We start from the raw sequence: 15,611 nt of genomic DNA, 5'->3' as shown, positions 1-15,611 counted from the left end.
GGCATCTTCCTATACCTGATACGCTATTTCGATGATTTGTTTTTAATTACGGCCTTAAAAACAACGTTAATTAACCCTTATATAAGAAGAGAGTATTATGTCCTCACATCCGATAGATTTTCTTTTACTTGGTAACAATTTTGGCACACCAGAAATGCGGGAAATCTGGTCAGAGCAAAATCGCCTGACACAGCAAATAAATGTCGAAGTTGCGCTGGCATTAGCCGAAGGTGAACTGGGTGTAATCCCGCAACAGGCCGCGCTGACCATTGCGGAGCTGGCCGATGCCGGCAAGCTGAATATTGAGGATATCGCCGCTTCTGGCTCGCAGATGAAGCATTCCCTGATGCCGGTGCTCAGCGCACTACAACAGCAATGTGGTGACGCAGGGGAATACATTCATTACGGCGCGACCACGCAGGATATCGTCGATACCGCCACCGTTTTACAGCTGGCACAAACCCTGAAAGCGATCGTCCGTGACAGTACCGCCGTGGCGAATGTGCTGAAATCTCTGGCGTGCGAGCATCAGTACACGCTGATGGCTGGCCGCACCCACGGCATGCAGGCGCTGCCGACCACATTTGGTTTTAAAGTCGCCGTCTGGCTGGATGAATTTATCCGCCATCTCGACCGCCTGGACGCCATCACGCCGCGCCTGCTGACCGGCAATATCAGCGGAGCGATCAGTACCTACGCCGCACTGGGCGAAGCGGGTCCGGAAGTTGAACGCCGCACACTGGCGCGCCTGAACCTTAATACGCCGAATATCGGCTGGCAGGCCGCGCGTGACCGCTTTTCTGAATACGCCTCGGTGGCGGTGCTGATCAGCGGCACGCTGGGCAAAATTGGCAACGAACTTTACAACCTGATGCGCACCGAAATTAATGAAATCGAAGAACCATTCAGCAGTGGAAAAATCGGCTCCACCACCATGCCGCACAAACGCAATCCTGCAGCCCTCGAAGGTCTCGCCAGCCTGACCCAACCGTTGTTGCACAGCGCATCTCTGATTTATCAGTCAATGCACGTGGAGCATGAACGTGATGCGATGAGCTGGCGCGCCGAGTGGATCACACTGCCGGAAATCTCGATTTATCTCTCTGCCCAGCTGCAAAATGCCCAAGCGATTCTCTCCGGCCTGACGGTCAATAAAGCCCGTATGCTGGCGAATTTACAGATGCAGGACGGCCTGCTGCTGTCCGAAAAAGTGATGTTTGAGGTCGGTAAAAAACTCGGCAAACAAACTGCACATCATCTGGTGTATGACTGTGCCATGCAGGCGTTTGAAAAACGGCAATCATTTAAAACTGTTCTGCTTGCGCATCCGGTGCTGGCAGCCAGTATTACTGAACAGGATCTTGACTACTGGTTAGATCCGGCTCATTACACCGGCTGCGCCGCGCAAAAAGTCGATGACGTCATCCGTTTTGCCGTGCAGTCCGGTCATCTGAGTTCTCCTGAGGAGCACGGGTTATGACGCACCATTTCAGGCGTCTGACGCTGGATGATAAACACGATTATCTGGCGCTGATGCTGGCCGCCTACGCGCCCATTAAAGCGCTCGGGATTCAGTTTGATGCGGCCACCGCCGATCTGGCACGCGTGACGCAACATCTCGACGATCATGCGGTGTTTGCGCTGTTTGATGACCATCGAATGGTCGCTTCTGTCACCCTGCGTTTCCCGTGGGGCGCAATGCCTGGGCCGATGGGCCTGCCGCATATTGGCTGGTTCGGCACGCATCCGGACTACACCGGTCAGAGCCTCGGCAAAAAACTGCTGGGCTGGCTGGAAAACAACATTCTGATCCGCGAACTGAAAGCCCCGGCTTACTCCCTCGGCACCGCCACCAGCCATCCGTGGCTGCGCGACATGTACCTGAAACTGGGTTTTCAACCGGTCTTCGAAAGAGACCTCGGCAAAGGGCATATCACGCTGTACCTGAAAAAAATTCTCGATGAAAAAAGCCACACCCGCTGGCTGGAACGTCAGCCACCTACAGGAGTTTAAATGTCAGATATCACGCAAGACCATCAGCCTGTGGCGGCGTTCATTCAGGATTTCCGCCACCACATGCACCGCTATCCGGAACTGTCCAACGAAGAAGTTAACACCACCGCCAGCATCAGGGAGGCACTGGAGAAGTATCAAATCCGCGTGTTGGATTTGCCGCTCAAAACCGGTCTGGTAGCAGAAATTGGCGGCATCAATCCCGGTGAACTGGTGGTGCTACGTTCTGATATCGATGCTCTGCCAATTGAAGAACAATCCGGCGTGGATTACACCTCGCAAAATCCCGGTGTGATGCACGCCTGCGGCCACGATTTCCACACCTCGGCGGCGCTCGGCGCGGCGATTTTGCTGAAAGCGCAGGAAGAGTCGCTTTCCGGCACGGTGCGCATACTGTTTCAGGCGGCGGAAGAAACCGGTCACGGAGCCCCGGCGCTGATTGATACCGGCGCGCTCGATAACGCCGCCGTCATTTTCGGCATTCATAACGATCCCTCTTTGCCGGTCGGCGTTATCGGCAGCAAAGACGGCGCATTAACAGCGGGCGTGGATCGCTTTGCGATCGCCATTTCCGGTACCGGCAGCCACGCGGCACGTCCGCACGAAGGCAACGACCCGATTATTATCGCCGGACAGGTGATTTCCGCACTGCAAACCCTGATCGCCCGCAACGTGCCGTCCGCACACAACGCGGTGATATCCATCACTCAGGTTCACAGTGGCAGTACCTGGAACGTAATCCCGGATTCCGCCTGGCTGGAAGGCACTGTCCGCACCTTTAATCAGGATACACGAGAACTGATCGAGCGCCGTTTCCGGCAGGTTCTCGCAGGCATCGCTGCGGCATTTGATACCGACATCAGCCTGGACTGGCAGCCAGGCCCGCCGTCAGTGGTCAATACGGCTAAGTGGGTGGATTTCGCGCTGGCGCGAGGCGAAGGCTCCGGCTTCGAAGCCCGTCGCGTTGAAGCCAGCCCGATTGGCGAAGACTTCGCGTTCTATCAGCAAAAATTACCCGGCGCGTTCATCATGATCGGCTCCGGAGGTCCTTACGCGCTGCATCATCCGCAATTTCGCGTTGACGATCGCGCCCTGTTTCCGACTGCACATTACCTGTCGCAACTGGCGGTACAGGCACTGCAAACGCTGAGTGCGGAAATTCTCAGCAAAGAAAAAAAAGATTGAATAAGCAGAGACATTTTTCGGCGCAATGACTTCGTCAGCAAGCCATGATCATTTTTACCGGGTGGGGAATGCCCAATATCGGGCATTTCTTTCTGGCGCTGGATACGGCCGCGTTTGGTGATCCCGATGTGTTTAGTTTCAGACGCCCTTCTGGCGCAATTGCATGCTCTTTGCGAGCGTGAACATTTCGTTGATTTATTATCTCCGGTCATTCGGGCCTGAAGCGGGAAATACACTTATGACATTAACGCAGTCGCTGGCGAAACTTATCGTCAGTTCATCCCCTACTCCAGCCGCTCATGAGGCAGCCCGCGAAGGGTTACTGGATTTTCTGGCGGTTACCCTGCCGGTTTTACGCGGCGATTTACCCGATGCAGGGCTAAACAGTTTGCATCAGGTTTACCGCGCTGGCGATCGGGCCACCCACGCGTTACTGCTCGGATATGCCGGTCACGCGCTGGATTTTGATGATTTCCATCCCGACTTTCGCGGCCATCCCGGCGTGGTGATTTTGCCCGCGCTGTTGGCGCTGGCCTCACAACGGCCAGACATCAGCGGCGGGCAGTTTCTCGATGCGTACGTGACCGGCGTGGAAATGGCCGGACGCCTCGGGCTGGCCGCCGGTTCTCAGCATTACAAACTCGGTTTTCACAATACCGCCACGCTCGGCACGATTGCGGCCTCCGCTGCCTGTGCGCGGCTGGTGGATGCCACTGAACGGCAAACGGCGTTGATTCTGGGTTTAGCGGCGACGCAGTCCGCAGGGTTACGTGCGCAGTTCGGTAGTGACGTCAAACCGCTGCACGCCGGGCTGGCGGCGCAGACCGCCGTCATTGCCACACAGCTGACGCTGGCAGGCTTTCACGGCCAGGCAGACAACGTGCTTGACAGCTTTTTATCGGCTTACTGCGCCGGTCAGCAACAGCCGGAAAAACTCATTTCAGACTGGGGCGCGCCGTGGCGGATTGTCTCGCCCGGTCTGGAATTCAAACCCTATCCGACCTGCGGTGGCACGCACAGCGCTGCCGATGCCGCGCGGACTATTCGTTATGACTGGCTGCAAACCGGTCAAGGCACAGATGCACTGATCGGCGCCATCGAACGGATAGAGGTGTCTTTCCCGCCGGGCGGTGATATTGCGGCGTCGGTACGAAAACCGGCAACCGGCGTTGAAGCGCGGTTCAGCCTGGAATACGTGATTGCAGCCTGTCTGCTGCGCGGAGACTTACGCTTAGAGGATTTCACCCCGCAAGCGGTGGAAGCCGACATTGCCGCACTGGCAGAGCGTGTCTCGCGTTGCCCGGATTTCTCCGCACCGCCGGACGAGCTGAACCCCGCTGCGCGTTTTCATCAGGTGACGGTATTCCTGCGCGACGGCACTCTGCTGCAACGGCGTTTCACCCGTCAGCAAAGTCTGGCGATCCCGTTTGATTTGCCGGCGAAACTGCGCACCTGTTTGCCGGATTTCACTGACGCACAGCGGACAGAAATCGTGGCACTGAGCAGGCTGGAAAGCCGCGACAGTCTGCCACGGCTTGCAGAGATGTTGTTTGGGAAACGGGTTAAGGAATAACGTTATAAAACAGTCGACAGAAAATGGCGGACACGGACGTTCTCCGTTTCATCCAGCACGCTTTTCGTCGGCCCTGACGCCACAATTTTTCCGCCCTCCATAAAAATGACATTATCCGCCACTTCACGTGCAAAGCCGATTTCGTGGGTGACGATCACCATCGTTATCCCTGAATGCGCCAGCTTTTTGATCACCTGCAACACTTCGCCCACCAGTTCGGGATCCAGCGCGGAGGTCGGTTCATCGAATAACATCACTTCCGGGTCCATCGCCAGCGCACGGGCAATTGCCACGCGTTGTTGCTGGCCACCGGAAAGCTGCTGAGGCCAGTCATCTTCGCGGTTGTCTAAGCCGACCTGCCGGAGCAACGCGCGGGCTTTACTGACTACCTGCTGACGGTTTTGCTTCTTCACCCGCAGCGGTGCATCGATAATATTTTGCAAAACCGTACGGTGCGGAAACAGGTTAAATTGCTGAAACACCATGCCGGTACGGCTGCGCTGTGCGGCAATTTTGCGGCTGCTCAGTTCATACAGCGCGGAACCTTTCTGCTGATAACCGACCAGTTCACCTCCGATACGGATTGTGCCGCCATCGAGTTTTTCAAGATGATTGATACAGCGCAGCAAGGTGGATTTCCCTGAACCAGAAGGCCCGAGGATCACCGTGACCGAACCGGCCGGAATATCGAGGCTGATTTCATCCAGTATGGTATTACCGGAGAAACGCTTGGTGACTTTGCGAAATTCAATGGCCTCACCCATGGCTGGTTTCTCCTGCGCTGAGACTGACGGTGCTGACCGTGCGGGCTGCGCCGGTTTTCGTGACTTTACGTTTTACCTTCCTGTGGCTGCTGCGGCTGAAATGTCGTTCGACGTAATACTGAATCACCGACAGCAACGACGTCAGCAACAGGTACCATAATGTGGCGACCAGCAGCAGCGGGATCACTTCATAGGTGCGCTGATAAATAATCTGCGCCGAGAACAGCACATCCTGTAATGAAATCACCGAAACGACCGCGGTGGTTTTCAGCTGACCGATCACTTCATTCCCCGCAGGAGGCAGAATAGCCCGCATCGCCTGCGGCAAAATGGTGTGGCGGAATATCTGTGACGGGCGGTAACCCAGGGCGCGTGCCGCCTCGACTTGCCCGGTGCCGACGCTCTGAATACCGGCGCGGATAATCTCTGCGGCATAGGCAGACTGATGCATGACTAATGCAATCACGGCGGCGCTGAACGGGCTAATCAGTGAGTTCGCGGAAGCGCTCCAGATTTCACCTGCCCACGGCAGCGAAATCGAAATATTCGGGTAAAGCGCGGCAATGTTGTACCAGAGAAACAACTGGACCAGCATCGGCACCCCCCGGAAAAACCAGGTATAACCCCAGCTGACAGCGACCAGCACCGGATTGGATGACAGGCGCATCAGCGCAAGAACCGTGCCGCCTGCAAAACCAAAAACCACGGAAATTGCGGTCAACTGCAACGTCATCAGTACGCCCTGAATGATTGACGGACCGGCAAAGTTTTCGGCGATTACCGACCATTCAAAACGCGGATTGCTGAGCATGGAGTTCCCCATAGCCAGCAATATCAGCAATACGATCAGGGCGCTTATCCAGCGCCCGATATATTTTTTACCGACGATCCGTAGTTCTTCCGCCTGCTGATCGTGTGTTTCACTGCTCATCCGAAAATCTCTTCATTACGTTTTGACTCTTTGACTGCGCCAAAACCGATGGACCATTTATCGAGGATCTGCTGGTAAGTGCCGTCTTTGATCAGCGAGTTCAGGGATGCCTGCACCGCCTCTTCCAGCCCCGACTGTTTAGGGAACGCCACAGATACAGGCGCATCATCCACATGAATGGTGCCGGTCAGCGTCAGCGGTTTGACCTGACTAACCTGATACGTCAGACCTTCATACGGGCCGAAGAACATCGGTACCCGACCGCTGACCACGGCCTGTACGCCTGAAGGGCGATCCGGGAATACGGCAATCTTGATCGGGGGTTTACCGGCATCAGTACAAATTTTGCTGGCCGCTTCAAGGCGCCCGATCTGCGTAGTACCCGCTCCTGCGCCCACTTCCTGCCCGCACACGGCGTCAAAAGAGGTAAATGGCGCAATGTTTGCGTCTTTACGCGAGATCACCCCCAGGCGCGACGCATCGTAATAACTGACGAAATCGACCTGCTCGAGACGTTTTTTGGTGGCATTGATATTGGATAGCGCGACGTCATAGCGACCGGATTTCAGCCCCGGAATGATGTTGTCGAAACCGCCGGTATCCTGCCAGCGCACTTCCACACCGAGCCTTGCCGCCACGGCATTCATCACATCAATCTCGCGCCCGGCGAGCGTTTTATTGTCTTCCTGGAAAAAAGTGGTTGGCGGAGTATTCGGATTAGTACCTGCAACAATATATCCGCGTTTGGCGATGTCCGCCGGAAGCTTACTTTTCAGCGCATCATCAGCGGTGACATGAAAGGTGGTCGAAGACGGAACAACCTGCTCCGCAGCCCATGCAGAAGAGAGATTTCCGGCAATCAGCAAAGGGAGCAGTAATTTAGATAACGTCATAAAGAAGCCTTTTCCTGGTTAAAAGCTGTGAAAACCACAAAAGAGGTGCGGTAAAAGAGGCAAGGCCATCAGAGGGGTTTTATCATTTATAGAGCAACACCCGCCCTGCCTTAGACCTGATTTTGCGGGCATATACCTTTTATTGACAAATGAGAAAAAGAGATAAAGATTTCGAAAAAGTGGGAAAGTCAGGGGCAGACTTAAGGGCTCTTTTAATTCAAATTCAATGTCCACACCGTGGGCTTGCCGCCCACACTGGCCCAAAGGGTTGGCAGACTGATACGCGCCAATTATCGTATGAACCCTGACCGGATTTAACGCCTCAAAATCAGAAAGTTAGTACCATCCGAAAAACGCTGCTAATAGCATCCTGCCGCCACGCACTCATCCTGGTCAAACGCGCGTCATGGCTTCATCACGATCCGGCCAAGCGGTTTCGCTGTCTCAGCAAATTCGTGGGCCGCGGCAGCGTTAGCCAGGGGGAAGATGCGGTCAATGACAACCGTGACGCGCCCTGCTGCTACAGCCTGCAGCATCTCGTCCACGCTTGTTCGAACTCCATGCCTTGCAAAAAGAGGTCCCATGAATACCCCCATGAGCGTCTGGTTAGACTGCATTGCCGGCCATAAGTCGACAGTCAGACTGTTGCCGCCGGCATTACCGACGAAGACCAGACGTCCTTCCGGAGCGAGTGCAGAAAGCGAAACAGGCAACGTCGTTCCCACCGGATCGATGACGAGGTCAACACCGGTACCATGGGTGTACTGTCGGACACTGTCCACGATGTTATCCTTTGTACGATCCACAACATGATCGGCACCAAGTTCACGCAACCGACCTCGTCGCTGCGTTCCGCTTACCACGGCGATGACCGTTGCGCCTGCTTGTGAGGCAAGCTGAACGGCCGCGAGCCCCACGCCACCCGCTGCGGCCTGAATAAGAACGGTTTCTCCCTGCCGGAGCATGCCTCGTGTGAAAAGGCAATGATGCGCGGTTCCAAAAGAAATCGGCAACGCCGCCGCTTCTGCCATTCCCACCCCATCGGGTATAAGCCAGGTGCGTTCCGCGGGCACAGCCCAACGTTCCGCATGCGATCCCTGCATGTGAAAAGCAGCGACTCTGTTCCCAACCGTACGGCTTCGGACTTTCGATCCGACGGCAACAACTGTGCCCGCGGCCGCGTAGCCAACGATCCATGAAGGAAGCGGCGGCGGCGTTGAACGGCGGTTGATCAAATCGCCACCCTCAATCGAGATAGCCTCGACAGAAATCAGAATGTCGTCGGACCCTGTGACCGGCTCCGGGACATCGACATATTTCAGGACGCCGGGAGAACCTTCCACGTCATAGACCGCTGCTTTCATAAATTCTCCTCTGTCTTATCTTTTGACTGGCGGAAAGCCCCGTCACGCGCAGGGCAGCCTGGCAATCACCTTAATCTCAAACTGGAATCCGTAAAGCCACGTCACGCCGATCCCGGTCAACGTAGGGTAAGGCGCTTCCCCCCAATATTCTGGCAGGATACTCCAGATAGCGTCGAGATTTGACTCGGGATCGACGACAAAGAGGGTCACGTCAACCACGTCACCGAACGTGCAGCCCGCAGCCGCGAGAACAGCATTCAGATTATTGAATGCCAGCCTGACCTGCGCTTTTAGTTCGGGCTCAGGCGAACCATCCTCGCGGCTACCAACCTGCCCGGAAACGAACAAGAAACCATTGGATTTGATGGCCGGTGAATAGCGATTGCGCTCATAGAGCGCCTGCCGACCGAGGGGAAAAACGGCTTCGCGTGCTGTCATGTTTGTACCTCTGCAATGGGGCAAAATCAGCCCGGTGAACGTAAAGACACTTTACAGGTGCGGGATCGGGCGGATAAACAAGCGACTTTGTCCATCATTGTTTGTAAAATCCAAACAATCGGTGAAAAGGGGGATAAGGAATGGATCGTTTCGATGCGATGCGCGCCTTTGCTCGCGTGGTGGAGGCAGGGAGCTTCACAAAGGCTGCCCAAACGCTTCATATGAGTAAAACCACGGTGACGCAGCTCATTCAGCAGCTGGAAGCGCGCCTGCGCGTCAAGTTGCTCCATCGCACCACCCGCAGGCTCGGCGTGACTGCCGATGGCGCGGTCTACTACGAGCGCGTCATCCGCCTGCTGGCGGACATGGAGGATGCTGAAAACAGCCTGTCCAGTGCGGCGATGACGCCCAGGGGACGGCTACGGGTGGATGTGCCCAGTCCGCTGGCCCGCCTCGTCCTGGTACCGGCGCTACCGGCTTTCCACGCGCGCTACCCTGACATCCAGTTCAACATGGGCGTCAGCGACCGGGTGGTCGACCTGATCGGCGACAACGTGGATTGCGTCCTGCGCGGTGGCGACATCAACGACCAGTCCCTGATCGCGCGCCATGTCGGCGATTTGCAAATCGGCGTCTACGCCGCCCCTGGCTATGTGGGACGCCTTGGCGCCCCTGCGCACCCGCGAGAGCTGGAAAACACCGACCATCGCATAGTGGGATTCTTGTCCTCGCGCACCGGTAAGATTGAGCCTCTGGTCCTGCGCAGTGGGAGTGAACATATTGAAATCACAGGCCGCTATGTACTTGCCGTGGATGATGGCAATGCTTACCTCGAAGCGGGGCTCGCTGGCTTAGGCGTGATTGCGCTGCCAACCTATATGGCGGCAAAACATCGGGCCAGTGGCGCTTTAATTCCGTTATTTGAACAATGGCGTATCAGTCCAATGCCATTGTACCTGGCGTTTCCGCCAAACCGCCATGTCAACGCCAAACTGCGTGTTTTTATTGATTGGATCGTTGAATTGATGCAGCAGCATGTCCCCAATTCCAACAATAAGTAACGCCATCCCGGCCAGAGAATCTCTGTTTAAGAAGCCCGGCAGCCATCGCGCAGCCGGGATCACCCCCTGCGGTGCCAGCGCAGCGCATCGACCACCAGCGTAAACGCCGCCGGAAGATGCTGTCGGCCCGGGTAGTAAAGATAGTATCCCGGGAAATGAGGGCACCAGTCGGCAAGTAGCGGTACCAGTTCCCCCGTGGCGATATATTTCGCCGCTAAGTCGTGAGGAACATAGGCAATCCCTGCTCCGTCCAGCGCGGCCTGAATCATCAGAAAGGTATTGTTAAAAACGGTTTGCCCGTCAACGCGAACGCTGGTCTTTTGACTTCCCTTTTCAAACTCCCAGGCGTAAAGCCCGCCATGGGTGGGCAAACGCAAATTAACGCAGTTATGCGCCATCAGCTCCTCAGGACGTCTTACTGCCGCCCTGCCGGCAAGATAAGCGGGGGCGGCAACCACCGCCATCTGCACATCGGGCGTGATGCGCACCGCAATCATGTCCTTATCCACCTGATCGCCCATCCGTACGCCGGCATCAAAACGCTGGGCGGCAATGTCGGTCAGCTCGTACCCGACGCTGAACTCAATATGAATATCCGGGTATTGCGTTAATAAAGGCCGCAGACGGGGCCACAGCACGGTGACGATGGCATGATCGTTGGCGGTGATGCGTACCGTTCCGGCGGGTTTATCTCGTGAAGCGCGCAGAGAAGCCAGTTCAGCTTCGATTTCATTCAGCCGCGGCGCCAGAACGGCCAGCAGACGGTTCCCGGCATCGGTTGGCGAAACGCTGCGCGTGGTGCGGATTAACAGCCTTACCCCGAGACGCGCTTCCAGAGCCAGCAGCGTATGGCTCAGCGCTGACCGTGAAACACCCAGAATCGCGGCCGCCCGGGTAAAGCTGCGCTCGTGAGCCACCGTGGCAAAAGCCTGCAGGTCGTTGAGTTTTTCTTTGCTCATCATTGGTGAATTCTGTGCACCAGTGTATTCATATTTGCGCATCTTATCATTTAATCAAACCTTCTCTACACTTTGTTCAACGAGTCGTAAGGGGCCGCTTAAAAGCCCGAAACTGAAATGTGGAGACATCATGAACCAACAATTTGACGGTAACGGTATCTTCCCCAAGGGGGAGAAAAACGAGGCCTATGCGCAGTATTTTCAGGGTACCAGCTACCTGAATATGCTCTCCACGGAAGGGGTCACTATCGGCAACGTGGTCTTCGAGCCCGGCTGCCGTAACCACTGGCATATCCACCATAAAGGCGGGCAAATTTTACTGGTGACCGGCGGTCGCGGCTGGTATCAGGAGTGGAATCAACCGGCGCGCGAGCTTACCGCTGGGGACGTCGTGAATATTCCCGCCGGCGTCAAGCACTGGCACGGCGCGGCCGCCGATAGCTGGTTTGCCCATATCGCCGTTGCCGTCCCTGCCGAAGGTGCGTCTAACGAATGGCTGGAGCCGGTCGCCGACGACGCCTATCGTCAGCTGCCTTAAGCATCGAAACAGCAGGGCTCGCCAGTTAATGCGCCCTGCTCTCATTCGGCGGTATGCGAAAATGCATCTTCGACTAATTGCCCGAGCCCCGGGGAAAATCGCTCATCGCCAGCAGCGCGCTTTGCAGCGAGGCGCTAAACATCTCCCCGTGAGATAGCCCGGGATAGGGCCACCAGTTGACCGCCACGCCATTTTTCTTGAGCAGGGAAACCGTCTGCAGGACGTTGCCCCGGATCTCTTCTGCTCCCGCGGAAGAGGCCCGCTGGGTCGCAACCGCCCCCTCCATCAGGTACAGGGACTTCCGGTTAAACGCATCCGCCTTCGCCTCGGCCATTTTTGCTAACAGCGAGGCGTTGCCCCGTCCCAGAGAAGGACTGGCAGAAAAATAGATTTGGAAGCGGGATGACGCCAGCCAGGCGTCAATGATGAATAATCCGCCATAGGAGTGCCCCCAGATAGCCCGCTGCTGAGGGTTGATCGCGATCCCGCGCTCAACTTTTTCCACGATGGTATTTTCTAATAGCTGGCGAAATGCCTCGCTGCCGCCGCTCTTCCGTCGGTCCCATCCGGCGTCGGCAGGATTCTCCTCTACTTTCGGCCGGTAGTCATAGGCTCGGGCGGGCTGATCGAAGGGCAAATTCGTTTGATAGCCGATGGCCACAATAACGGGCGGCGTTTTTTGCGTAAACGTCTCAAGCAGCGAGTCGGACAACCGGTCCATCACCGCGTTGCCGTCCAGGGCGTACAGAATCGGATATCCCTGCGCGGGCGGCGCCGCGTTCGGTATCGCCGTCCAGACCTTATAATGCCGTTCGCCATCAAGGGAATCGAAATAAGCAACGTTGAAGTGATAATACGCGGAACCGCGGTCGGCGATATTCGGCCCCAGCGGGCGCATATCCGGCCTGGCGTAAGCGTTAATGCCATAAAGCGTGGAGACCAGCGCGGCGATAAAAATCCGCCCTTTCGGCGGAGAAGCAAAACAAAACTTGCGAAGCGACATCGGTTGATTGTTTCCAGCACACCCTCGGTAGTGATAATGATTGCTAATATCAGTCTCAATTGCAAGCAACGAGGTTATCCCGGGAGCGGCGCGTTGCGCCTGCCCGGGGAACCCATCATCACATCACGGGTAGCCCGGCTCGCGCTGCGCTTAGCCGGGCTACCGGGAATGCCGCGTTCTGCTCAGTATCAGGCCGTGCGCCATCTCCGGGTCAGCGGCTTCTCGACTTCCACAATCAGGAACATCACAAAACCGATAATAAAGGTGATAACCCAGTAGCGGAACGGCAGCGCTTCGGTACCAAACAGCATCTGCATAAACGGCGCGTAGATAATCAGCAGCTGCAGCACCAGCAGCACCCCGCTGACAATCCAGATCCCCCGGTTCGCCAGCAGCCCTTTACTCAGCGAGAAGCCGTCCGCCACCCGGCAGTTGAGCATATAGAACCACTGGGCGGTAACCAGCGTCTGCAGCAGCACCGTGCGGATAAACTCAGGCGAATAGCCGCGCGGCTGTAGCCAGGCTTCAAGCACAAAGGCGCTGACGGCAATCATCGAACCGACAAAAATCACCCGCCAGATAGCAAAGCCGTCCATTACGTGCAGTTTGGGATCGCGCGGCGGACGCCGCATGATGTTCTTCTCGCCCGCTTCGAACGCCAGGCCGAACGACAGCGTGGCGGAGGTCGCCATGTTCATCCACAGGATCAGCACCGGCGTCAGCGGAATTAAATTCCCCGCCAGCAGCGCAATAATGATCAACAGCCCCTGCGCCAGGTTGGTCGGCATAATGAAGAGAATGGTTTTCTTCAGGTTGTCGTATACCCGACGCCCTTCCCTGACGGCGCTGGCGATGGTGGCGAAATTATCGTCGGTCAGCACCATATCCGCGGCCTCTTTGGTCACTTCGGTGCCCTTAATCCCCATCGCGATACCGACATCGGCCTGCTTGAGCGCCGGGGCGTCGTTCACGCCGTCGCCGGTCATCCCGACCACCTCTTTCCTGCTTTGCAGCGCCTGCACCAGGCGGAATTTATCTTCCGGGCTGGTACGCGCGAAAATATCGAATTTCTGCGCCGCTTCGCTGAGCTGAATATCGTCCATCACCTCCAGTTCTCTGCCGGTGATGGCGTTTTCCGCATTGCCGATCCCCAGCATCTTGCCGATGCTCATCGCGGTTTGCGGGTGGTCGCCGGTGATCATCTTCACGCGGATCCCGGCCTGCAGGCAGTCGCCGATCGCCGTAATAGCCTCCGGTCGCGGCGGATCCATCATCCCGGCAACCCCCAGCAGAATGACGCCCTGCTGCAAATCCTCATGGCTAAGCTCCGTTTGCCCGTCGGCTGCCGGTTTCCACGCCGCCGCCACCATCCGCAGCCCTTCCCGCGCGTACTCTTCGATTTTCGCTTCCCAGTAAGGCTGATCGAGCGGCGCCAGGCCATGGTCGGTTTGCTGATGCTGACACAGACGGAACAGGACATCGGGCGCGCCGGTAATCAAAATCATCTCTTCATCGCCGATGCGGTACAGCGTCGACATATATTTATACTGTGAATCAAAGGGGATTTTGCTGCGCAGCTCGGTGTTGACCGTCGGGAGCGGGACTTTCGCCGCCAGCACCTTCAGCGCCCCTTCGGTCGGGCCGCCGGTAATTTTCCACAGCCCGCTTTCGTCTTTGATAAGCTGACTGTCGTTACACAGATCGATGGTGCGCAGATAGCGTTCCAGCAGCGTGCCGGGGGCAACGGTTATCGGATCGGGCTCATCGATCGGATGAATATTCCCTACCGGTTCGTAGCTGTCGCCCTCTACGCGATAAACGTTATCAGCGGTAATAACGGCCTTCACCGTCATCTCGTTCATGGTCAGCGTTCCGGTTTTATCCGAGCAGATCACCGTCATCGCCCCAAGGGTTTCCACTGTGGGCAGCTTGCGGATAATCGCCTTCTGACGGGCCATGGTTTGCACGCCGAGCGAGAGGATTATCGAGATAATCGCCGGTAAACCTTCCGGCACCGACGCCACCGCGAGGCTAATCAACGACAGCATCAGCTCAGAAACCGGCATATCGCGGAACAGCAGGCTGAAGACAAACAGCGCGGCCATCATCACCAGAATGATGATAAAAATGGCTTTGCCGAGCTTATCCATTTGCACCAGCAGCGGCGTACGGTGTTTTTCGATATCCGACATCATCTGGTTAATATGGCCGAGCTCGGTATCGCCGCCGGTGGCGACCACCAGGCCTTTTCCGCCGCCCGAACTCACCGTGGTGCCGGAAAACAGCAGATTGGTACGATCGCCTAGCGGCAGTTCGCCGCTGAGCGCCTCGGTGCTTTTCTCCACCACCGTCGATTCGCCAGTCAGAATCGCCTCTTCCACCCGCAGGTTATGCGCTTCGATCACCCGCAGGTCGGCGGGAATGCGATCGCCTGCGCGGATGACGACGATATCGCCGGGGACCAGAGCGGTTGTCGGGATCGTTTCATGGTTGCCCTGACGAATAACCACCGCCTCGCTGGAAAGCATGTTGCGAATGCTCTGAAGCGATTTTTCCGCATTGCTCTCCTGGATATGGCCGATCAGGGCGTTAATCACCGCCACGCCGAGGATCACCAGGGTATCCACCCAGTGCCCCATGACCGCCGTCAGCAGCGCCGCCGCCAGCAGCACATAGATCAGCACATCGTTAAAATGCGCCAGAAAACGCAGCCACGCCGGCTTTCCCGCTTTTTGCGGCAGCGCATTTTCGCCATACTGCTGCAAACGCGTCGCCGCCTCGGCGCCGCTGATGCCCTCCGGAGTGCTGTTGGTGCTGGTCAGGGTTTCTTCTACGGAGAGCTGATAGAACGGGCCGCCCGGTTTTTCTGTATTCATAGTTATCTCCTCA

14 protein-coding genes are annotated in these 15,611 nt (G+C 56.6%); 6 read left to right on the top strand and 8 right to left on the bottom strand.

Features of this window, described 5'->3' with window-relative positions:
• The first annotated feature begins 97 nt into the window (after positions 1-97).
• The 4 genes from purB to ABLU88_RS03570 all read left to right on the top strand — a co-directional run bounded on the left by purB (position 98) and on the right by ABLU88_RS03570 (position 4,771).
• Positions 98-1,480 (top strand): adenylosuccinate lyase, encoded by a 1,383-nt coding sequence (gene purB, locus ABLU88_RS03585; RefSeq protein ID WP_048260959.1) that lies wholly within the window; start codon positions 98-100, stop codon positions 1,478-1,480.
• The gene (locus ABLU88_RS03580) at positions 1,477-2,013 is read left to right on the top strand and encodes a GNAT family N-acetyltransferase (protein WP_025106090.1); all 537 of its coding nucleotides are present in this window, start codon (positions 1,477-1,479) and stop codon (positions 2,011-2,013) included. Before purB ends, ABLU88_RS03580 begins: the two co-directional genes overlap by 4 nt.
• Positions 2,014-3,198 (top strand): amidohydrolase, encoded by a 1,185-nt coding sequence (locus ABLU88_RS03575; RefSeq protein WP_064375751.1) that lies wholly within the window; start codon positions 2,014-2,016, stop codon positions 3,196-3,198.
• Positions 3,199-3,436: 238 nt separating this feature from the next.
• Positions 3,437-4,771, top strand: coding sequence for an MmgE/PrpD family protein (locus ABLU88_RS03570; protein WP_048260957.1), 1,335 nt, complete (start codon positions 3,437-3,439; stop codon positions 4,769-4,771).
• Positions 4,772-4,773: 2 nt separating this feature from the next.
• Here the strand turns inward: ABLU88_RS03570 and ABLU88_RS03565 are convergent, their stop codons facing one another.
• The 5 genes from ABLU88_RS03565 to ABLU88_RS03545 form a co-directional block, all read right to left on the bottom strand.
• Positions 4,774-5,535, bottom strand: a complete 762-nt coding sequence (locus ABLU88_RS03565) for an amino acid ABC transporter ATP-binding protein (protein ID WP_048260955.1) — start codon at positions 5,533-5,535, stop codon at positions 4,774-4,776.
• Positions 5,528-6,466, bottom strand: a complete 939-nt coding sequence (locus tag ABLU88_RS03560; protein ID WP_348836162.1) for an amino acid ABC transporter permease — start codon at positions 6,464-6,466, stop codon at positions 5,528-5,530. The genes ABLU88_RS03565 and ABLU88_RS03560 overlap by 8 nt, the downstream gene beginning before the upstream one ends.
• A complete protein-coding gene (locus tag ABLU88_RS03555) occupies positions 6,463-7,359 on the bottom strand; it encodes an ABC transporter substrate-binding protein (protein ID WP_025106085.1) in 897 nt (298 codons plus the stop codon). Before ABLU88_RS03555 ends, ABLU88_RS03560 begins: the two co-directional genes overlap by 4 nt.
• A 404-nt stretch (positions 7,360-7,763) precedes the next feature.
• Positions 7,764-8,723, bottom strand: coding sequence for a zinc-binding alcohol dehydrogenase family protein (locus ABLU88_RS03550; RefSeq protein WP_348836161.1), 960 nt, complete (start codon positions 8,721-8,723; stop codon positions 7,764-7,766).
• Positions 8,724-8,765: 42 nt separating this feature from the next.
• Complete coding sequence (locus ABLU88_RS03545) at positions 8,766-9,161, bottom strand: RidA family protein (protein WP_047723433.1); 396 nt, start codon at positions 9,159-9,161, stop codon at positions 8,766-8,768.
• 140 nt (positions 9,162-9,301) lie between these two features.
• On the opposite strand from ABLU88_RS03545, the gene ABLU88_RS03540 reads away from it, so the two are divergent.
• Positions 9,302-10,222 (top strand): LysR family transcriptional regulator, encoded by a 921-nt coding sequence (locus tag ABLU88_RS03540; RefSeq protein WP_196546515.1) that lies wholly within the window; start codon positions 9,302-9,304, stop codon positions 10,220-10,222.
• Between the two features lie 59 nt (positions 10,223-10,281).
• On the opposite strand, the gene ABLU88_RS03535 is transcribed toward ABLU88_RS03540, so the two are convergent.
• Positions 10,282-11,184, bottom strand: a complete 903-nt coding sequence (locus ABLU88_RS03535) for a LysR family transcriptional regulator (RefSeq protein ID WP_348836160.1) — start codon at positions 11,182-11,184, stop codon at positions 10,282-10,284.
• A gap of 127 nt (positions 11,185-11,311) precedes the next feature.
• Here ABLU88_RS03535 and ABLU88_RS03530 point away from each other — a divergent pair, with 127 nt between their 5' ends.
• Complete coding sequence (locus ABLU88_RS03530) at positions 11,312-11,719, top strand: cupin domain-containing protein (protein ID WP_014229898.1); 408 nt, start codon at positions 11,312-11,314, stop codon at positions 11,717-11,719.
• 73 nt (positions 11,720-11,792) lie between these two features.
• Here ABLU88_RS03530 and ABLU88_RS03525 read toward each other — a convergent pair whose 3' ends face one another.
• Positions 11,793-12,722 carry an alpha/beta hydrolase-fold protein gene (locus ABLU88_RS03525; protein ID WP_348836159.1) on the bottom strand — a complete coding sequence of 310 codons (930 nt, stop codon included), beginning with the start codon at positions 12,720-12,722 and terminating at the stop codon, positions 11,793-11,795.
• A 188-nt stretch (positions 12,723-12,910) separates the two neighbouring features.
• Positions 12,911-15,598 (bottom strand): cation-transporting P-type ATPase, encoded by a 2,688-nt coding sequence (locus ABLU88_RS03520; protein ID WP_046878079.1) that lies wholly within the window; start codon positions 15,596-15,598, stop codon positions 12,911-12,913.
• Between the last annotated feature and the right edge of the window lie 13 nt (positions 15,599-15,611).

Origin of the sequence: Klebsiella sp. GW_Kp182, from assembly GCF_040062275.1 — a bacterium.
GTDB classification, from domain to species: Bacteria; Pseudomonadota; Gammaproteobacteria; order Enterobacterales; family Enterobacteriaceae; genus Klebsiella; species Klebsiella michiganensis.
Note: the sequence above shows the minus strand (reverse complement) of the source record. Positions and strands in the feature narration are given on the sequence as shown.